General features: G+C 68.7%; 13 protein-coding genes. 11 read left to right on the top strand and 2 right to left on the bottom strand.

Annotation, left to right across the window (positions count from 1 at the left end):
* Positions 1–180 precede the first annotated feature (180 nt).
* Complete coding sequence (locus tag HDC31_RS19240) at positions 181–636, bottom strand: adenylyltransferase/cytidyltransferase family protein (RefSeq protein WP_046746655.1); 456 nt, start codon at positions 634–636, stop codon at positions 181–183.
* A gap of 120 nt (positions 637–756) precedes the next feature.
* On the opposite strand from HDC31_RS19240, the gene HDC31_RS19235 reads away from it, so the two are divergent.
* Together HDC31_RS19235 and HDC31_RS19230 are read left to right on the top strand one after the other, a co-directional pair.
* The gene (locus HDC31_RS19235; RefSeq protein WP_113681750.1) at positions 757–1,977 is read left to right on the top strand and encodes a glycosyltransferase; all 1,221 of its coding nucleotides are present in this window, start codon (positions 757–759) and stop codon (positions 1,975–1,977) included.
* A 94-nt stretch (positions 1,978–2,071) separates the two neighbouring features.
* Positions 2,072–3,094 carry a glycosyltransferase family 4 protein gene (locus tag HDC31_RS19230; protein ID WP_113681751.1) on the top strand — a complete coding sequence of 341 codons (1,023 nt, stop codon included), beginning with the start codon at positions 2,072–2,074 and terminating at the stop codon, positions 3,092–3,094.
* A gap of 29 nt (positions 3,095–3,123) precedes the next feature.
* Here the strand turns inward: HDC31_RS19230 and HDC31_RS20390 are convergent, their stop codons facing one another.
* Positions 3,124–5,121 carry a glycosyltransferase gene (locus HDC31_RS20390; RefSeq protein ID WP_257022390.1) on the bottom strand — a complete coding sequence of 666 codons (1,998 nt, stop codon included), beginning with the start codon at positions 5,119–5,121 and terminating at the stop codon, positions 3,124–3,126.
* A 192-nt stretch (positions 5,122–5,313) separates the two neighbouring features.
* On the opposite strand from HDC31_RS20390, the gene HDC31_RS19215 reads away from it, so the two are divergent.
* The 9 genes from HDC31_RS19215 (at position 5,314) to HDC31_RS19175 (ending at position 20,099) form a co-directional block, all read left to right on the top strand.
* Positions 5,314–6,267 (top strand): glycosyltransferase family 2 protein, encoded by a 954-nt coding sequence (locus HDC31_RS19215; RefSeq protein WP_231589633.1) that lies wholly within the window; start codon positions 5,314–5,316, stop codon positions 6,265–6,267.
* Entirely contained in the window at positions 6,258–6,977 is a 720-nt protein-coding gene (locus HDC31_RS19210; protein WP_046746653.1) for a CDP-alcohol phosphatidyltransferase family protein, read from the top strand. The genes HDC31_RS19215 and HDC31_RS19210 overlap by 10 nt, the downstream gene beginning before the upstream one ends.
* A complete protein-coding gene (locus tag HDC31_RS19205) occupies positions 6,974–7,591 on the top strand; it encodes a protein tyrosine phosphatase (RefSeq protein WP_113681753.1) in 618 nt (205 codons plus the stop codon). The genes HDC31_RS19210 and HDC31_RS19205 overlap by 4 nt, the downstream gene beginning before the upstream one ends.
* Positions 7,592–7,790: 199 nt before the next feature.
* A complete protein-coding gene (locus HDC31_RS19200) occupies positions 7,791–8,327 on the top strand; it encodes a DUF4352 domain-containing protein (RefSeq protein ID WP_113681754.1) in 537 nt (178 codons plus the stop codon).
* A gap of 86 nt (positions 8,328–8,413) precedes the next feature.
* Positions 8,414–13,123 (top strand): PKD domain-containing protein, encoded by a 4,710-nt coding sequence (locus HDC31_RS19195; protein ID WP_218867945.1) that lies wholly within the window; start codon positions 8,414–8,416, stop codon positions 13,121–13,123.
* An 11-nt stretch (positions 13,124–13,134) separates the two neighbouring features.
* Positions 13,135–14,445, top strand: coding sequence for a hypothetical protein (locus HDC31_RS19190; protein WP_113680706.1), 1,311 nt, complete (start codon positions 13,135–13,137; stop codon positions 14,443–14,445).
* A 53-nt stretch (positions 14,446–14,498) separates the two neighbouring features.
* A complete protein-coding gene (locus tag HDC31_RS19185) occupies positions 14,499–15,851 on the top strand; it encodes a polysaccharide biosynthesis tyrosine autokinase (RefSeq protein ID WP_052748602.1) in 1,353 nt (450 codons plus the stop codon).
* Between the two features lie 194 nt (positions 15,852–16,045).
* Positions 16,046–18,778 carry a right-handed parallel beta-helix repeat-containing protein gene (locus HDC31_RS20450; RefSeq protein ID WP_179516425.1) on the top strand — a complete coding sequence of 911 codons (2,733 nt, stop codon included), beginning with the start codon at positions 16,046–16,048 and terminating at the stop codon, positions 18,776–18,778.
* 10 nt (positions 18,779–18,788) lie between these two features.
* A complete protein-coding gene (locus HDC31_RS19175; RefSeq protein WP_113681724.1) occupies positions 18,789–20,099 on the top strand; it encodes a lipopolysaccharide biosynthesis protein in 1,311 nt (436 codons plus the stop codon).
* Positions 20,100–20,103: the final 4 nt, after the last annotated feature.

Raw genomic sequence — 20,103 nt, 5'->3', positions numbered from 1 at the left:
CCCGCGGCTACCGCAACCGGCACAACTACCGGCTCCGCATGCTCCTCGCCGCCGGCGGACTCACCCCATGACCCCCACCGGATGTCCGAAGAGCCCAATTGAGCCGCGCGACGGCAGACAGAGCCGCGCGAAGGCAGACCGGGCGGATCGACCGGGTGACCCCGGTGACCGCTCAGGCGCTCAGCGCACCGAGGCGACGGCGGGAGCGTTCGCCCCGGCGGTGATCGCGTCGAGGGCGCGGCGCAGCGACGAACTCGACGTGTGCGCCGTGTACGGGAAGTACACGACCTCGACCCCGACCTCGGCGAACTCGCGCTCCAAGCGCAGGCCCTTGTCGGTGCCGCGCCAGTCGTCGCCCTTGAAGAAGTGCGTGAACTGCACGTCGCGCCACGAGTCCATCTTCGAAGGCGTCGTCTCGACGTAGACGTCGTCGACGAACGAGATGTGCTTCACGATCTCCGCACGCTCCGCGGTCGGGATGACGGGCTCGATGCCCTTCACCTGACGCAGCATCTCGTCGCTGACGACACCGGCGATCAGAATGTCGCAGTGCTGCTTGGCGTGACGAAGTAGATTCAGATGCCCGACGTGAAACAGGTCGAAAGCACCAACGGCATAGCCGATACGCGTCCCCATGATCTCCCCAGATCAGTAATTCCCCAGTAAGCGGATCCCCATCCGCTCCGCGACTCCCACAGCCGCGGTTCGAGAGTCTAGCAGGTTCGGGTTTCCTTCCGCATAGGAACCCGTGGAACGATGGAGGCCGCACGCGATGCGCGTGAGGGACAGGGGGCGGACGTGGGGGCACGGGTCACGGTCATCGTGCCGACGTTCAACGAGCGCGACAACGTCGCCGAGCTCGTGGCGCGCACGGCCGCAGCGCTCGACGGGTGGGACGCGGAGATCCTGTTCGTCGACGACAGCACGGACGATACGGCAGTCGAGATCGCCAGGGTCGCGGCGGACGCGCCGATCCCCGTGCGCGTGCTCCACCGCTCCGAGAACACCGGGGGTCTGGGCGGCGCGGTCGTCGTCGGGCTCGGGGCTGCCGCGGCCGACGTCTGCATCGTGATGGACGGCGACCTCCAGCATCCGCCCGAGCTCCTCCCCGCCCTCCTCGCCCGGTATTCGCAGGGGGACGCCGATGTCGTCGCCGCGTCGCGCTACGTCGGCGGAGGGGATACGAGCGGTCTCGGCACGGCGGTGCGCTTCGGCGTCTCCCGCGTGGCGACCTGGCTCACCAGGGCCATGTTCCCGATCCGCCTGGCCCACAGCACCGACCCGATGACCGGTTTCTTCCTCGTCGACCGCGCGCGCCTCGACCTCTCCACGCTCCAGCCTCGCGGTTTCAAGATCCTTCTGGAGATCCTGGCCCGCAACGACATGCGCATCACCGAGGTGCCGATGGAGTTCGCCGAGCGTCGCCACGGCACCTCGAAGGCGAGCCTGCGTCAGGGGGCGATGTTCCTCGAGCACCTCGCGCGACTGCGCTTCGGCAAGATGTCGCTGTTCGCACTGATCGGCGTGATCGGAGCAGCAGCGAACCTCGGCATCATGTGGGTGCTGACGGCCGCGGGCGTGCCGTACATCTGGGCGGCGATCATCGGAGCCGAGGTCACGATCATCGGCAACTTCCTGCTGCAGGAGCGGTTCGTGTTCGCCGACATGCGCACGGATGCCCGTGGTCTCGGCATCCGCTTCGCCAGCTCCTTCGCCTTCAACAACGTCGAGGCGGCTCTGCGCATCCCGGTGATGGCGCTGATGGTCGAGTCGTGGCACATCTCGAGCGTCGTCGCGACAGGCCTCTCGCTCATCGTGGCGTTCTTCGCCCGGTTCCTGTTCCACTCGCTCGTCGTGTACGCGCCGAAGCGTCGGAGCAAGGACCATGCGGTCGGCGTCGAGCCGCCCACCGACACCGCGGCGCAACGCGTGATCAGGGCGATCGACGCCGAGGTGATGAAGCCCGGCGAGCTCTAGCGCCGGAGCGTGAAGGCGGGGCTCGAGGGCAGAGCGAAGCGGTCTCCGGAACTTCTCTCTTGCCAGGATCCGTGGCGAGGTCCATAGTTGGCTCGTGGAATCCGAGGGCAGTCCCTCCCTGACTCTCACCTGGGCGCATCGAGCCGAACAGTCGGCGCGCGCCTGGGAGCAGAGCCACGCCAGGGGAGAGGTGCCCAGTGTCTGGCCGTACGGCTTCGATGCGCTACGCGACCACGCGGCCGTGGAGGTGGTCGACCTCCCCCCGCCGAGCAGAATCGCACGGGCTCGCTCGCGACTCTCCCTGGGGCCGCGTCCCGCCCGCGGTCTTGCGCTCACCTGGGATGAGAACACGGCCTATCGGATGCAGACCACGCACCCGCGGGATCGCTTCGCCACCGGCGTGATCTGGCTCACCGACATGGCCGAGACAGACGGAGCACCGGAGCGGATGCTGGCGATGCTGCGCAGGGCGGAGGCCGCCTGGGTGCTCAGCGAGGCGCAGGTCGAGCCGCTGCGCACGATGCTGGGGGGAACGGAGACGCGGGTGTTCGCGGTGCCCTTCGGCATCGACAGCTCCTTCTTCGTCGCGAGGCCCTACCCGGCGCGGCCGTGCATCGTCAGCGCCGGCAACGACAGAGACCGCGACCCGGCGACTCGCTTCGCGGCGCTCGCGCGTGTGCTCGCCATCCGTCCGGAGACGGACGTGGTCGTGCAGACCCGTTCGGACCTCGACCCGCCGGAGGGGGTGCGGGTCGTCCGCCATCTGCCGCACGCCGAGCTGCGTGACCTCTATGCCACGGCGAGCGTCGTGGTGGTTCCGACCAGAGAGAACCTGCACGCGTCCGGGATGACGGTCGCGCTCGAAGCCCTCGCGACGGCCCGTCCGGTCGTCGTCTCCGACACCCCGGGGATGCGCCAGTACGTCGGTGAGGGGCGCACCGGTCACCTCGTTCCCGCTGAGGATCCCGCCGAGCTCGCCCTCGCGCTGCTCCGTCTTCTCGATCACCCCGAGCGCGCCGCCGAACTCGGGCGGAACGGGCGCATCGAGGTCGAGCGGCAGTTCACCACGCAGGTGATGGTCGCCGCCCTGGTGCGGGGGCTGCTGACCCCGAGGTGACCGCGTCGCGGCCCACAGTCGCTTAGCGCTTAGCGCGTCGCGCCGCGTCGCTTCACTCGCACGGCCGCGCGGAACGCGTCGGCGTGGGCACGGCCTGCATCGGCCCAGTCCCGTCGGGAGAGGTCGGGCGAACCCGTCAGCGTGGTCGCCGCCCGCCACGCCTCCACCACGGTCGGAGCATCGAGGTCTCCGTCGTACATGAGCACCCACTCCTGACCGACTTCGCGTCCGAGCGCTTCGTTCGCCTCGTTGCGGGGCACGAGCACGGGTCGGTCCATCGACAGGGCGGCGAGCACGCTGCCCGAGTTGTGCATGAACCGGTAGGCCAGCACGATGAGGTCGGAAGACGTCGCGAGCTGCACGAGCTCGGCATCGCTCAGGAAGTCGAGGTGCAGGCTCACTCCGGGGAGGTCTGCCGTCCGTGCACGGAGGTCATCGCCGAGCTCGGGGGTGGACGGGCGTCCGCCGATCCGCAGACTCAAAGCCGGTTCCACCGCGACGGCCTCCGCATAGGCGTCGATGAACCCCTCGAGGCCCTTGTAGCGGCGGATCCCGCCGAAGGAGCCGAGCTGGCCCCGAACCTTCTCCGCAGCGGGGAACTTCGCGTACCAGCCGCGGTAGTCGCCGTGCAGGATCAAGCTGTGCGGCGTGCCGGGCGCGAGCGGGGTGGTCTCGTTGATGACGATCCGGTAGTCGGTGTGGCGGTCGATGAAACGCAGCAGCCAAAGGCGCGGCGCGTTGTCGTCCGGCAGCTCGATGTTGTGCACCGTGCGCACCACAGCGATCCGACGCGACAGGCGGTGACGGAAGACGAGCGCGGCGGTGAGCAGATACTTGCCCGTGGACTTCCACCAGGTGGATCCGTGCAGCTTCGCCTCCGGCCAGTGCCAGTGGAAGGCGTCGTAGCGCCCGAACAGCGCCGTGCCCCACGAGAACCGCAGACGCGTGAGGCCCTCGGTCGAGCCCAGTGCTTCGTCGAGCATCTTGTTGTACGGGTTCGTCGTCGGACGGGGAGCGCCCAACGACTGCATCACGCGGATGGTCGATCCGGGAACGGTCATGGTGGCGTCATCCTCCGATGGGCGTCGGTACTCGTCGTAGCGTCGACCGAGGGCGGCGGCGATCGTGCCCCGTCCGCGGTGCAGGAGCCGGGTTCCCCTGGCGTGATGGGTGATGTTCGAGGTCAGGGCGCCGAAGGCTCTCCGCAGGGCGCCGACGACGATACGGGCCACGCCTCCGACCAGAGCCCGCAGTCGCAGCACCCCGCGGCGGATCTTCCCGTCGGTGAGCTGGAGCTGGATGCGGGTGCCCGCGTTCGCCGAGCTGAAGGCACGCTGTGCCGCCCAGGCGCGGCTCAGGCGCGCGGCGACGACGAGGTCTTCCGTCTCGGACTCGTTGCACCACACGATCAAGCCGCCTCGGCGGGCGAGCTGCCGGGAGAAGAGTGTGTCCTCGCCGCCGCCGAGACCGAGCGAAGGGTCGAACCGCAGACCGAGCCGCCGGATGGAGCGGAGGTCCAGCAGCAGGTTGCCCGCCGCTGCCACCTGGAGCACGGTGCCCGTCTCCCTTGGCGGCCGTCGGAAGGTGCCGGATGCGAGGAGCCACGGGTCGACGTCCTCGTCGAAGACGGAGATCACGCGCCCCATCACGGCATCGGCGCCGTGTTCGCGCCACACCTCGATGAGCGCGGAGAGCCACCGCTCTCGCGGGACCTCGTCGTCGTCGATGAAGGCCAGCAGGTCGCGGTCGGCGCACTCGTCCAGGAGGCGGTTGCGAGCGGCGACGATCCCCGGCTCGGGTTCGACGACGTAGCGGACCGGGACGCTCGCACCGGCGGCCACCTCCCTGGCGGAGCCGGAGGGATCGTTGTCCACCACCAGCACGTCCACCGTGACCCCGAGGTCTGCGCACTCGGCGATCCGCTCGGGAAGCGTGCGCAGCAGCGCTCGGAGCAGCTCCGGCCTCCGGTACGTGGGTACGCCGATCGTCACCCTGATCATGTCGTTCGATTCCGGTCCCCTGGTCATCCGCCCCATCCCCATGGCAGTATCGCGCCTCGACTCCGACGCCGGCTCATCGTATCGTGAACCCCTGAAGCCGCTCGTCGAGGAAGCTCTCGCGTATAGTCGTTCACCTGGGAGTCGACGTCGGTCGCGACTCTGGGGAATTCGACCGGCGACCCGAGGCGATCCGTGATCCGGATCCGGGGGGAGGATCGCGTGTCAATCGAGCACGGACGGCTTGCCGTGGTCGTGGTCAACTACGCCTCGGCGGGGTTGCTCGAGCGCAACCTGGTGATGGTGGAGCGCGAGGCGCGCGCGATCGATCAGCATGCGCTCGTCATCGTCGTCGACAACTGGTCGAACGCCGAAGAACGGCGCGCTGCCGCGACGATCGCCGACGCGCAGGGCTGGCTCCTGATCGAACCGCGATCCAACTCGGGCTTCGGCGGCGGGGTCAACATCGGGGTGACGCGCGCGCTCGCCGAGGGTGCCACCGACGTCCTCGTGATCAATCCGGACGCGCACATCGATCGCGCGTCGCTGCGCCGACTGGCCGCAGCCACCGACGCCGAGCGCACGACCCTCGCCTCACCGGTCATCACGGACTCGGACGGCAAGACCTGGTTCGCCGGGATCGATCTCCTGCTCGCCGACGGCACCATGCGCGCACGCCGCAAGCGCGACGCCGGGGACACCCAGCCGTTCGAACCATGGTTGAGCGGGGCCTGCCTGTGGATCACGCGCGAGGTCTGGGATCTCGCCGGCGGGTTCGACGACGATTATTTCCTCTACTGGGAGGACGTCGACTTCTCGCGTCGTGTCGTGTCGGCCGGCGGATCGCTGGCCCTCGTCGAGGACGCCAGGGCCGTGCACGACGAGGGAGGCACGCAGCGTGCGGAGCCCGAGACCTCACGCGCCAAGTCCGAGGGCTACTACTACTACAACATCCGCAATCGGATGCTCTACGCCGTGCGCCATCTCGATGACGAGGCCGTGCAGCGCTGGCGCCGGTCCATCCCGCGCACCGCCAGGGAGGTCATCCTCCGCGGTGGCCGACGACAGCTGATCCAGTCGCCCGCTCCGATCCGGGCCTATCTTCGCGGTGTGCGCGAAGCCCGACGGATCGCGCGGACGCACACCTCGGGCCAGAAGGGCAGGAAATGGTCGTAGACGCCTATCACCGTCTCGCACGCGCGCAGAAGGGGCACGCTCGTGGGGCGCCCGCCTACTCGGTGTACGTCAATCGGCGCATCGGTCGGGTGCTCGCCGCCGTCGCGTATCGGATCGGTCTCACCCCGAACCAGGTGTCGATCATCAGCGCGGTGCACTCCTTCATCGCGATCGGCCTCATCGCGTTCGGCCCCGTGAACGTGCCCATGGGCCTCCTGATCGCTCTGCTGCTGGTGCTCGGCTACGCCTGGGACTCCGCCGACGGTCAGGTGGCGCGTCTGCGCGGCGGGGGAAGCCCCCAGGGCGAGTGGCTCGATCACTTCATCGACACGCTCAAGATCGCCTCCCTCCACCTCGCCGTGCTGATCGGGCTCTATCGGGTGCTTCCCGACACGCCTCTTCTCCTGCTGATCCCGATCGTGTTCAGCATCGTCGCCACGACCACGTTCTCGGGAATGCTCCTGAACGATCTGCTCAAGGGCAAGCACGCGGTGGCGTCGACCCACGAGCGAGGAGGCGGGACCCTGCTGCGCTCGCTCATCCTGCTGCCGACGGACTTCGGGCTGGTGTGCCTCGTGTTCGTGCTGTGGGGGTGGACGCCGGCATTCCTCGTCGGCTACGGCGCTCTGTGCCTGGCCGCTGTCCTGTTCCTCGCGCTCGCCGCGGTGAAGTGGTTCCGTGAGATCGGAAGGCTCGGTGCCTCCGCATGACGGACGAGAAGATCCTGGTCGTGTGCGCGGCTAACGTGTGCCGGTCGCCGTTGGCCGAGCTGGCTCTTCGTCGCGGGCTCGGCGCGGATTCCCCCATCACCGTGAGCAGTGCCGGTGTGCGGGCGAACGCCGGCGACCCGATCTGCGCGGCGGTGGCCTCGGTCCATGAGGACGAGGAATGGCAGGCCTGGGCGCAGGAGCATCGGGCGCAGCCGGTGACGATCGAGCAGGTCGAGCAGGCGAGCATCGTGCTGACCGCATCGCGCGACATCCGTGGCGAACTGGTGAGGATGGCACCGCGTTCGCGTGACTGGATGTTCACGATCAAGGAAGCCGCCCATCTGGGGGAGGGCTTCTCGTCCTCCGCCTCCGACCGCGTGGTGGAGTACGTGGCGCACCTCGACCGTGCACGTTCCCGCGCCGTCCCGCTGACACCGCCTGGGGGCCCCGGGGCACGCCTGCGCCAGCTGTTCCAGGCCCGGGGGACCGTCGATCCGACGAGCATCGCCGATCGGCACGGGAGTCGCGGTCACCTGGAGACGATCCACGAGGTCGATGCCGCCATCGCGACGGTCCTCGCACAGCTCACGGGCCATCGTCGACACGCTTCCTGACCGGGCACTTGTGATTTTCCAGACCTCACACTAGGATTAGCCGACGCCGCGTTCCGCGCGGTTGAAGGGGACCTGAAGCCGAGGGGGCTTCGGGATTGAGGAATCTGGGTTCTGGGGAGCTGCAGTGTTCAACGTTTCATCATGCCGTTCTGGGGACGGCACTTCGCGCTCACGACGCGCGATCTTCGTCGCGCCTCTGGTGGCGCTGGCACTCGTGACGGCCGGTTGCACCGCTGCCGCGCCGAGCGCTTCGGAATCGCCGGCGCCGGCAGGCACCAGCACCACCGACTGGACGCCGCCCGCCGACACCGAGGCCCAGGGGCCCACGGAAGGCCCGGCGCTCACAGAGGAGAACGGAGCGCTCGACGCGCCCATCTCCCTCTCCACCGACATGGTCGTCACGATCGACAAGATTTCGACCACGACGATCAAGCCCGAGACGCCCGGCGAGTACGCCGGACCCGCGGTGGTCGTCACGCTGACCGTGGCCAATGACTCGAAGCGTGCGCAGAGCGTCGACTCCGCGGTCGTCAGTCTCGTCACGGACGACGGCGACATCGGGGTCTCCACGACCGCCGGCCCGAACGAACCCCTGCAGGGTGAGGTCGCCGCGGGCGCGAAGACCACCGGCACCTACGTCTTCATGCTCGATCCGACGCAGGGGCGCTCGGTGAAGATCAGCGTCAACTACGCCGCAGGCGAGCCGGTGGCCACCTTCGCCGGCCAGCTGTCCTGACGCGCGCGTAATCACTCGCATCACTCTCGTTTTTCATTTGCACTAACTCATTTTCGAAGAAGAAAACTGGCGGCTGGGGAGTCACTATGGGGAACACATCGACCACGAGGCGAGCGCTGAGCGCACTCGCGTCTGTCGTGACGGCGGCGTTGCTCGTCGCAGGCATGACGACACTGGGAGCGCAGGCGGCGTCAGCAGACGTCCCCTCGACCCCACCGCCTCTGCTGCAGCGTGACGACAACGTCGTCACCTCGGATCCGATTCCGACGGTGCAGATCGACAACGGCTACGTCTGGGCGCAGACGATGATCGGGTCGACCGTCTATGCGGTCGGCAAGTTCGACAACGCCAGGGCCCCGCTCGCCACGCCGGGAACGAGCCTGACGGCCCGCTCCAACGTGCTCGCCTACGACATCAACACGGGTCAGCTGCTCTCGTTCGCGCCGCAGGTGAACGGTGTGATCAAGGCCGTCGCCGCGTCGCCGGACGGCAGCCGCATCTACATCGGCGGATCGTTCAACTCCGTCAACGGTCAGGCCCGCTGGAACTTCGCGGCCCTCGATGCCGTGACCGGCCAGCTCGTGGCCGGCTTCAACCCGTCGATCGGCGGCAGCGGTGTCTACGCCCTCGCAACCTCCGGCACCAGCGTCTACGTGGGCGGGCTGTTCACGCAGGGCAACGGCACCGCCCGTAAGAACCTCGCCGGCTTCAACGCCGCCAACGGAGCCCTGTTGAGCTGGGCGCCGCAGACCGACCTCCAGGTCGACGCGATGGTCATGGACCCCGCGGGGCAGAACGTCATCGCCGCCGGGCGCTTCTCGCAGGTCAACGGCGACCTGACGATGCGCGGAACCGTGGCACTGGACAAGGCGACCGGCGCGGTCGACACGTCCTGGGCGCTCCCGCAGACGGTAAAGAACGGCTCGAACACGGGCTCGAACTCCGGCAAGGCCGGCATCTTCGGTCTCGCGGCCGACGACAAGGCCGTGTACGGCACCGGCTGGGTCTACGCCGACGCCGCCACGGGAAACCTGGAGGGGACCTTCGCGGCGGAAGCAGGGACGGGCCAGGTCCGCTGGATCGCCGACTGCCTCGGTGACCACTACGGCGTGTACTCCACCGGCAAGGTCGTCTACACGACCAGCCACACGCACGCGTGCGGCACGATGAGCCTGCACCCGGAGCAGAACCCGCGCACGCACCGCTACTCGGAGGCGTACACGGCGGATGCTCGCGGCTCGCTGGGCAACCAGCCCGCAGCCGGCGGCACCTACAAGAACTGGGCGGGCACTCCTGCACCGTCGCCCTACGCCTGGACGCCCGACTGGGCCGTCGGTGTGACGACGGGCATGGGACAGGCCGGTCTGTCGATCACGGGCGCGGGCAACATGATCTCGATCGGCGGTGAGTTCCGGTCCGTGAACAACGGCCGCTTCGAGGGACTCGTGCGCTTCTCGACGAACCCCCCTGGCGGAGCCAAGGACGGTCCCCGTCTCGCGGCGGCGAACTGGACCGGCACGGCGCAGTCGTTCATCCCCGGTCGCGTCCGGGTGTCGATCCCGGCCAACTGGGACCGCGACGATCTGACGCTCACGTACGAGCTCCGTCGCACCGGCACGGCCACGCCGGTCGCCACGACCACGGCCAACGGCACGTGGTGGAACCGGCCGTCCGTCACCCTCGAGGACAAGACGGCGACACCGGGATCGCAGCAGGAGTACACGGTCAGCGCCAAGGACAGCGCGGGAAACACCGTCAGCAGCCAGGTCATGAGCGTCACGGTCGCATCGGGAACGGTCTCGAGCTACACGAACGCGATCTCGGCCGACAACCCGCAGCTCTACTACCCGCTGGGCACCGCGGCGCAGGACTGGGCGGGCGCGAACCCTCCCGTGTTCGGCTCCGGCGTGACGTCGTCGGCTTCGGGCGTGGAGAACACCGCGACCGGCGCATCGACGTTCAGCGGAACCTCTTCGGGGCGAGCCTCTTCGACCGACAAGATCGCCGCATCGGCGGAGTTCTCCACGGAGCTGTGGTTCAAGACCAACACCACCACCGGTGGCAAGCTGCTCGGCTACGGCTCGGCGGCCTCGGGTGACTCCACGAGCTACGACCGCCATCTCTACATGACGAACAACGGGCGTCTGGTGTTCGGCACCTACAACGGCAGCACGCAGACGATCCAGAACACCACGGCGCTGAACAACAACGCCTGGCACCATGCGGTGGCCACGCAGAGCGCTGACGGCATGAAGCTGTACATCGACGGCGTGCTCGTCTCGTCCGCGGCCGGCGCGACCACCGCCGAGAACTACGTCGGGTACTGGCGTGTCGGCGGGGACAACCTCAACAGCTGGCCCTCCGCACCGAGCTCGAGCAACTTCAAGGGAGCTCTCGACGAGGTCGCGGTGTACCCCTACGCGCTCACCGCCGCGCAGGTGCAGACCCACTACGGCATCGGCAAGGGCTTCCAGCCGCCGACCGCGGCCTTCACCTCGACGCCGACGGATCTCGCCGTGGCATTCGACGCCAGCACGTCCGCGCCGACCGGCTCGGCCACGATCACCGGCTACCGCTGGGACTTCGGGGACGACTCGGCCACCGCGACGGGTAAGACGGTGTCGCACACCTACACGGCGGCGGGCACGTACACCGTCAAGCTCACCGTGACCGACAGCAACGGCCTGGCCACCACGACGGAGAACCCCGTCACGGTGCAGGCGGCCAACGTCCTTCCGACCGCGTCCTTCGAGCTGTCGGGCACCGGGCTCTCGGTCTCGGCCGACGCCTCGGCATCGACCGACTCGGACGGCACGATCGCCTCGTACGACTGGAACTGGGGCGACGGTTCGACGTCCTCCGGCCAGGTCGCCAGCCACGTGTACGCCTCGGCGGGCACGCGCACGGTCACTCTGACGGTCACCGACAACCGCGGTGGCACGGCGACGACGACGCGGGAGTCCGTCACGACCCACGCGAACCCGGTCGCCACCTTCACCGCGACGGCGTCGGGGATGAACGTGGACGTCTCGGCCGCGGGCTCGAGCGCCTCCGACGGCGCGACGCTGTCGTACTCCTGGAACTGGGGTGACGGCACGGCCGCGGGCAGCGGTGCGACCGCCGGTCACACCTACGCCCAGCCCGGTGCGCACGACATCACGCTCACGGTGACCGACAGCCTCGGCGGATCGGCCAGCGTCACGAAGTCCGTGACCGTCCAGGCTCAGGTGTTCGCCGCGTCCGACTCCTTCGGTCGTGTCGTGTCGAGCGGATGGGGCGCGGCCGACATCGGCGGCACCTGGGCGCCGATGAGCGGTTCGGCCGCCGTCACCTCCGTCGGAGACGGCGTCGGCAAGGTGAACCTCACGCCGGGTGAGACGCGCGAGATGCTGCTGCAGGGAACGTCTCTCCTCGACACGTCTGCGCGCATCACCTACACGCTGGCCTCCGGCCCGTCGACGGGTGTGGTCTACGAAGGACTCGGTGCACGTCGCTCCGGCTCCAACGGGTACCGCGCACTCGCGTGGCACCGGGCGGACGGGACCACGTGGCTCGTGATCCACCGCAACGGAACCGCGATCGCCAGCACCGCCGTCGCCGGTCTCACCTGGACCGCGGGAAGCACGTTCAACCTCGCCATGGAGACGACGGGGTCCGGGACGACGACCATCCGCGCGAAGCTGTGGGCTGCCGGAGCTGCGGAGCCCGCCAACTGGCAGCTCTCCACGACGGACACGACGCCCGCCTTGCAGGTCGCGGGGGCGCCGACGGTCTTCTCCTACCGCGCAGGCAGCGCGACCGGCACCAACCTGGCGAGCTTCGACGACTTCACGCTGAAGAACCTCGGGGCGGCGACACCGCAGCCCGAGCCGCAGCCGGAGCCGCAGCCGCAGCCGAACGTGCCGCCGACCGCGGCCTTCACGGCGACGACCACGGGGCTGACCGTGAACGTCAACGGTGGGGCATCGACCGACTCGGACGGCACCATCGCCTCCTATGCCTGGAACTTCGGAGACGGATCGACGGGCACGGGGGCGACCAGCTCGCGGGCGTACACCGCGGCGGGCACCTACACGGTGACCCTCACGGTGACGGACGACAAGGGGGCCACCCACACCGCGACCCAGCAGGTCACGGTCACGGCACCGCCGGTCGACCCGCAGCCTCAGCCCAACCCGGCCGCGCTCGCGAGCGATGAGTTCGACCGCACGGCGGGGCCCGGCTGGGGAACCGCGGTCACGGGCGGAGCGTGGACGGTCGCCGGCGGTTCGCAGGCGGCGGCGACCGTCGCCGACGGCCAGGGCAAGCTGAGTCTGGTCGCGGGGGACACCCGCCACGCCACGCTCAACTCGACCTCGATCGGCGACGCGATCCTCGAGACGCAGTTCCGCGTCGACCAGGCTCCTGCCGCGGGCGGCGCCTACGTCGGCGTGATCGCGAGGCAGACCGCTGCCGGGAAGTACTTCGCCCGTGCGTGGCTCCGTCCTGACGGAACCGTCTGGCTCGTGGTCCACCGCGAGGGAACGGTGCTGCTGACGCAGGCGGTACCCGGACTCGTGTGGGCGGCGAACACGTCGTACAGCCTCAAGGTCTCCGTCACCGGATCGGCCTCCACCGCCATCTCGGCGAAGATCTGGGCGACCGGCACGACAGAGCCCGCGAACTGGCAGATCAACGCGACGGACACGACTCCGCTCGCTGCGGGTTCCGTCGGTCTCAGCGGCAACCGGTCGGGCAGCTCCACGGCGCCCCTGAACGTCTCGTTCGATTCGTTCCGCGTCACCGCGCCCCACTAAGATCCTGACGCATGGCCACTGCTGTTCCGATCGCGCTCCTCGCCGTCGGAGGAATCGCAGCAGTGGCCATCGTCGTGTTCGTGCTCAGGCTGCTGCCGCGCACGGCGTTCGTGGGCTGGGCCTGCGTCCTCTTCTTCGTGCCGCTCTGGGTCGGCGTCAACACCGGCTTCTACTGGGCCGCGATCACGCTGCTGACCGCCCTGATGATCATCGTCAACTGGTCGGTCGTCCCGCTGCGCGCCGCAGATGCCTGGGTCGTGGCATTCGTCATCGTGATCGTCGGGCTGTACGGCTTCGGAACGGTCGATCTCCCGTCGCTCGTCGCCGCTCTGCTCGAATGGGTCATCCCCTATCTCTGGGGACGCGTGGTGCTCGCCCGGGTCGCGCCGGAATGGGTCACGTCGACGATCGCGGTCGTCGCCATCGTGGCAGCCGTCCTCGGCATCATCGAGTTCTTCACCTCCCTCAATCCCTTCGTCCTGATCCCCGGATCCGGCGTGGTCTACGACACCTGGAGTCCTCTCCAGGAACGCGGCGGGGTGCTGAGGGTCGAGGGCGCGTTCGGCCACTCGATCGCCCTGGGAGCGGCGCTGGCGATGTCGTCGGCGTTCATCGTGGCGACGAAGTGGCGGCTGATCCCGAAGATCGGCGGCGTGGTGATCGTCGCGGTGGCGACGGTGCTGACGTTCAGCCGCGCCGGACAGCTCACCCTCGTGCTCACGCTGGTGCTGTCCACGTTCCTCATCGTCGGGGTGTCCACGCGGTTCCGGGTCGCCGTCGTCACGGCCGGTGTCATCGGCACCGCCATCGCCATCCCGATCATCGACTCCGTCTTCGGGGCGGCGGGTGACGAGGCGGGCGGCAGCGCGGACTACCGGACCGATCTCCTGGTGCTCCTCCAGCAGGTGCAGCTCTTCGGCAACCCGGGGGACTGGCACTCGCTCGTCTCGGGGGACTACTACCTCGGCTACTTCGCGCGCTCCGTCGACAACGCGCTCGTCCTCACTCTGCTCCGGTACGGGTACGTCCCCACACTGCTGATCATGGCCGCCCTGGTCTGCGCGGCGATCATGACCGTACGACGCTCGACCAGGAGCCCGGCGTCGATCGCCGTCGTCGGACAGCTGCCGAGCCTCGTGGTGGTGGCGTTGATCACGCAGTACAGCATGTTCCTCTGGTTCTGCGTGGGCCTGGCGATCACGTGGGCGCGCGACGCGGACGTGATCGGCAGAGGGGGGCAGCAGTCAGAGGAAGCACTCCAAGACGGGCTCGGACCCGTGCACCGGCAGCGCCTCGTCGGGAAGCCCCCTGCACAATCATGAGGTCGCAGGAACGAACACCTCTAGAATCGAAGTCTCAGGGGGAATGGGGAGTCATGGGCGAGAGCCGGGTGAGTCTGCGCGTGATCGCCAGCTCGTTGCGCAAGTTCTGGTGGGCGATCGTGCTCTGCGCGGTCGTCGGGGCTGCAGGGTCCTTCGGGTACGCCTCGTTGCAGACCCCCCTGTTCCAGGCGACGACCTCGTTGTACTTCGCCCTGAATCAGGGAACCAGCGCCTCTGACCTCAACCAGGGCTCTGTGTACACGCAGAGCCAGATGCTGTCGTTCGCCCAGTTGGCGACCAGCTCGCGGGTGCTCGACCCCGTCATCGAGGAGCTGGGGCTCGACACGACTCCGCGAGCCCTCGCAAGGGACATCGAGGTCACGATCCCCCAGAGCACGGTCACGTTGCGGATCACGGGGATCACGGATGATCCGAAGGCAGCGGCCGAGCTGGCCGATGCCGTGGCGGACCAGCTCATCATCGTGGTCAAGGACGTGGCGCCCAAGGACCCGCAGGGCGAATCGACGATCACGGCGCAGGTCATCGACGACGCGGTCGTGCCTGAGTTCCAGTTCACGCCGAGCAAGCCGCGCGATGCCCTTCTCGGAGGCTTCCTCGGGGGCGTCCTGGGCCTCGCCATCGCGGTGCTCATCGGAGTGCTCGACACCCGTATGCGCAACGAGGAGACGCTGACGGAGGCGGGTGGCGACCCTGTTCTGGGCGTCGTCTCGAAGTCGCCTCTCCTGGCCATGCGGGGCATCGCCGTCGCGCAGGAGCCGCTCGGCCACACCTCGGAGGAGTTCCGCCGTATCCGTTCGGCTCTGGCCTACGCGAACGTCTCCTCGCGGGTGAAGGTGCTGCTGGTGACGTCGGGCATGCCGGCGGAGGGCAAGTCGACCATCTCGGTCAACCTGGCCATGACCCTCGCCGGTCTGCGCAACTCGGTGCTGCTGATCGACGCCGACATGCGGCGGCCGCGGGCGCACGAGCACGCGGGCATCGACGGCTCGATCGGTCTGACCAGCGTGCTGCTGGACGAAGTCGAGTTCGAGGTCGCCAAGCACAGTGTCGCCGACAGCACGCTCGATATCCTGCCCGCAGGTACCATCCCGCCGAATCCGGCGGAGCTCCTGACGTCGGCGCGCATGAACCAGCTCCTCGACTTCGCCGCAGCGGAGTACGACTACGTGGTCATCGATTCCCCGCCGATCCTCAGCGTGGCCGACGCCAACCTCTTCGCCACCCAGACCGACGGCGTGATCCTCGTGGTCGACGCGACGAAGACGCGCCGCGCCGCTCTCGCCAAGAGCATCAAGTCGCTCGAGTCGGGCGGTGCCCGCATCCTCGGCACGGTTCTGAACCGCGCCCGGCCGGATCGTCACCGCAGCGAGTACTACAGCGACTGAGGCGACATCCGAGGCCCCTCGGGTCGCGGAAGCGACGAAGTATATCGGTGCCTCGCCGTTTCCGTTTGTCTTCGCCGGGATGACCGGGGTATTCTTCATGAGTTGCGAGGGGGACTCGCACTTTGCTGCCCGGGGTTGAAACTGCGGCGGAGCTGCGGGGTGATCATGAATCTGCCCCAGAAGACGGTGACACCGTGCCCACTCCGCTCCTCGACCGCACCTCACGCGAGACTTCGAGTCCGCCCCGGCGACGCACCCGCACGATGCTCGCAGGAGTGCTGACCGCTGCCGTCGCGCTCACGACGGCGCTGACAGCCGTTCCTGCGTCGGCACTGGCCGACGACGCTCCGCTCCTCGCACAGTCCGCCGATGCCACGGACGCTCCCGTCATCGCCGACGACATGGATCGCACGGTCGACTCGGGGTGGGGGTCCTCGCCCGACGGCCCATGGCGTGTCGTGGAAGCGACGGCGAGCGTGACCGGCGAGCAGGCGCTGCTCGCGAGTCGCAAGCCGGGTATCACCGCCAGGGCCACCATCGACGGTGCGGTCACCGCTGATGTGGACAGCCGGTTCTCGCTGACCGTTCCCGAGCTGCCCGTGGGAGGGCCGCTCTACCTCTCCCAGGCGGTCCGGGTGTCCGGCGCCGACTCGTACGGGGTGCGCGTGCGCGTCCATCCCGACGGCTCGGCCTACGTATCGGTCGTGCGGCTCACCGACCTCATGCGCGTGCAGCATCTGGCCGAGCGTCGGCTTCCCCTCACCGTGACGGGCGGTGACACGCTGACGGTGGCGTTCAGCGTCGCCGGCACGAGTCCGGTGGCGCTGGCGGCCAAGGCCTGGGAGTCGAACGCCGCGGAGCCGGCGGATTGGCAGGTGACGTACTCCGACGACTCGAACGCGCGGATTCAGTCCGCAGGAGGATACGGCTTCGCGCTCTACACGTCCTCCGGGGCCAGGGCTGCTGTTCCGGTGGGAATCGACGACTTCGCGGTGACCGCGCCCGCGCCGTCCCCGGAGCCCTCACCCGCTCCCGAGCCCACTCCGGCTCCTGAACCCGCGCCGACCCCGGCTCCTGAGCCCACCCCGACGCCGTCTCCTGAGCCCACGCCGGCTCCCGAGCCCACGCCGGCTCCCGAGCCCACGCCGACCCCGTCTGAGCCGACCCCGGCTCCTGAGCCCACACCGGCCCCGGAGCCCACACCGGCCCCTGAACCCGAGCCGGTGCCTCCCGTGACGCCTGAGGGCCTGCGCGGCGAACCAGGGGCCAAAGCCCCAGGGACGCTCGTGTACGAAGCTCCGGCGACGGCCGTCTACGTCTCACCCGCAGGGTTCGACGGAGCCTCCGGCACCAGGAACGCACCGGTCAAGTCGGTCGCTGCCGCGCTCCGCATCGTCCCTAACGGGGGGACGATCGTCCTGCGTGGCGGCTCGTACCACGAAGAGGTCGTGGTGCCCGCGCAGAAGCGGGTCACCATCCAGCCGGCGCCCAACGAGTCCGTGTGGTTCGACGGCGCCGAGCCGGTCACCGGCTGGAAGGCCTCGGGAAGCACCTGGTTCGTCGACGGCTGGAACACAGCCCTCGATGCGAGTCCGACCTACACGAAGGGCGCGCCCGACAACACGGCGGCGGAGTGGAGATTCGTCGATCCGGCGCACCCGATGGCCGCGCACCCGGATCAGGTCTGGGTGGCAGGAGTCCAGCTGCGCGAGGTCGCATCCGTCGCCCAGGTCGCAGAAGGCACTTTCTTCGTCGACGATTCCGCCAAGCGTCTGGTGATCGGAACGAACCCGTCGGGCAAGTCGGTCGAGGCGAGCGTGCTCACGCAGGCGCTCTCCATCCGCTCCGCAGGGACCGAGGTGCGCGGGATCGGAGTGCGCCGATACGCCACCAGCGTCCCGCAGATGGGCACGGTCATCGCCGCTGCACCGCACGTGTCGCTCACCGATGTGACGATCCGCGACAACTCGACCACAGGCTTCTACTCGTGGGCGCCGGCGACCACGCTGACCCGTGTCTCCCTGATCGGCAACGGTCTGCTGGGCGGCGGCGCATCGCAGGCCGACGGACTGACCGTGACGCAGATGCTCTCCGTGGGCAACAACATGGAGCACTTCAACGACGCACCGGTGTCCGGCGCGTTCAAGGTCACCCGCACCAGGGGGGTGACCGTCACGGACAGCGCGTTCACCGGGAACGACGGCCGCGGACCATGGTTCGACGAGTCCGTGCTTGATATCGCGTTCACCGGGAACGATGTGATCGGCAACACCGGGCATGGCGTGATGGTGGAGCTGTCGGAACGTGCGGTCATCGCCGACAACGTCATCGCCCGAAACGGAGAGTTCGGCCTGTGGGTGCTGAACTCCGGCAGCGTCAAGATCTGGAACAACACGCTGGTCGGCAACGGGAACCGGAACATCAGCATCGCGATGGACGCCCGCCGCGCCTCCGACCCGAACACGCCGGGGCACGACCCGCGGACGCGGTACGCACCCGAGGCGTCCTGGATCACGAGGAACATCGTGGCATCGAACAACATCGTGGCCGAGAGCGCGGGCAACTGCCTGGTCTGCGTCCAGGACTTCTCCTTGCAGTACACGGGTTCGCAGATGATGTCGAGCGTCAACGGAAACCTCTATCACCGCACGTCACCGGGCACCCCCCGCTGGTTCTCCGCGTGGTCGAAGGGTTCCGTCTCGAGAGACCCCGCGGTGACGGATACGCTGGCCGCGTTCACCGCGGCCACGGGGCAGGATCGACGGTCGCAGTTCGTCGAGGGAGCCCCGGTGGTCGACGCCGGCTTCGCCCTGCTGCCGCAGTTCGCCGCGACGCAGGGGTCGGTGGCGGTGCCGGTGCCGTCCGACATCGCCTCAGTATCGCGACTCCCCGGCAGCAGCACGACACTGGGAGCCCTGCCCCGGTGACGATGTAAACATGGGTTCTCTTCTCGCTGTCGGCGCGCGTGCGCTGACGATGGTCATCGCGCTGGTCTGCGGCGTCATCACGACCCGGATGATCATCGGCGGCGCCGGCGTCGACAGCTTCGCCCTGTACACGTTGTTGACGACCATCCCCTCGCTGCTGACGTTCACAGACCTCGGCAGCGGCGCGGTCCTCGTCAACGCTGTCGCGACCAGCACGAACGTGCGCACCGACGAGAAGCTGCGGTACCAGCTCACCTCCGTCGGCCGGGTGCTGCTCACCTTCGCCGCCACGGCGATGGCGATCAACACGGTGCTCGTGCTCACGGGTGCCTGGGAGCTGGTGTTCGGTGAAGCCGGAGGGCGACCGGGTGCCTCGTTGGCCGCTTTCTACTGCGTCACGATCTTCTGTCTCGGCATCCCGCTCGGGGTGTGGGCGCGGATCATGCTGGGCCAGCGTCGCAACCACATCGTGATCCTCCTCCAGGGGCTGATCTCGCCGCTCACGATGACGGGCGTCTGGCTGATGCTCACCTTCGGTGGCGAGAGTCTCCATTCCTTCGTGGCGATCGCCTCCTTCGGCGCGTCTTTCCTGGTATCCGTGCTCGGCATCCTCATCACGGCTCGCACGACTTCGCCGCTGATCCCCTCGGCCGCCCGGATGGTCCTGCATCCTCGCCGCTACCCGGGCGTGCGGGTGATGGACGTCGGGTGGCCGATGCTCGCCCAGATGGTGACGTATCCGATCGCCGTCGGCTCGCAGCGCTACGTGATCGCTCAGCTGGGCGGACCCACCGACGTCGCCGAGTACGGCGTGGCGGGCCAGGTGTTCTTCGCCCTCAACGGACTCGTGATGGCCGGTGGACTCGCGCTCTGGCCGCACTTCGCGAAGAGCCGCCACGACGGTGACCTCCGGCGTGGGCCGTTCCTGCTGTCGGTCTTGTTCGCTGCGGCGATCGGCGTCGCGACCGTGATGGTGTGGCTCGTCGGCCCGTGGCTGTTCGGGTTCATCACCCAGGGCGAGCTGACGGTGCGCACGAGCACGATCTTCGCCTTCGGTCTGATGATCATGATGACGGCGGCCGTGTACCCCCTGGGGATGTTCATCATGGACAAGCCGGGAATCCGCTTCCAGGTGATCCCCACGCTCAGCATGGCGGCCGTGGGCATCACCCTCTCGTTCGTGCTCACTCCCGTGCTGGGCATCGCCGGACCCCTGATCGGCGTCGCCTTCGCCCTCGTCGTGTGCCAGCTGATCCCGTTCTCGATCTACATCGTCCGGAACAAGAAGCGGCTCACCGTGGGCGAGCTGGAACAGGTGTAGCGAG

It is taken from the genome of Microbacterium sp. JAI119, assembly GCF_013410135.1.
Lineage (GTDB): Bacteria > Actinomycetota > Actinomycetes > Actinomycetales > Microbacteriaceae > Microbacterium > Microbacterium oxydans.
This window is presented reverse-complemented; position numbering and strand designations above follow the sequence as displayed.

Coding starts and splice junctions, on each gene's coding strand:
- HDC31_RS19240 (WP_046746655.1), bottom strand. CDS start 636: ATGGGGACGCGTATCGGCTATGCCGTTGGTGCTTTCGACCTGTTTCAC.
- HDC31_RS19235 (WP_113681750.1), top strand. CDS start 757: ATGGAGGCCGCACGCGATGCGCGTGAGGGACAGGGGGCGGACGTGGGG.
- HDC31_RS20390 (WP_257022390.1), bottom strand. CDS start 5,121: ATGACCAGGGGACCGGAATCGAACGACATGATCAGGGTGACGATCGGC.
- HDC31_RS19210 (WP_046746653.1), top strand. CDS start 6,258: ATGGTCGTAGACGCCTATCACCGTCTCGCACGCGCGCAGAAGGGGCAC.
- HDC31_RS19205 (WP_113681753.1), top strand. CDS start 6,974: ATGACGGACGAGAAGATCCTGGTCGTGTGCGCGGCTAACGTGTGCCGG.
- HDC31_RS19195 (WP_218867945.1), top strand. CDS start 8,414: ATGGGGAACACATCGACCACGAGGCGAGCGCTGAGCGCACTCGCGTCT.
- HDC31_RS19190 (WP_113680706.1), top strand. CDS start 13,135: ATGGCCACTGCTGTTCCGATCGCGCTCCTCGCCGTCGGAGGAATCGCA.
- HDC31_RS19185 (WP_052748602.1), top strand. CDS start 14,499: ATGGGCGAGAGCCGGGTGAGTCTGCGCGTGATCGCCAGCTCGTTGCGC.
- HDC31_RS19175 (WP_113681724.1), top strand. CDS start 18,789: ATGGGTTCTCTTCTCGCTGTCGGCGCGCGTGCGCTGACGATGGTCATC.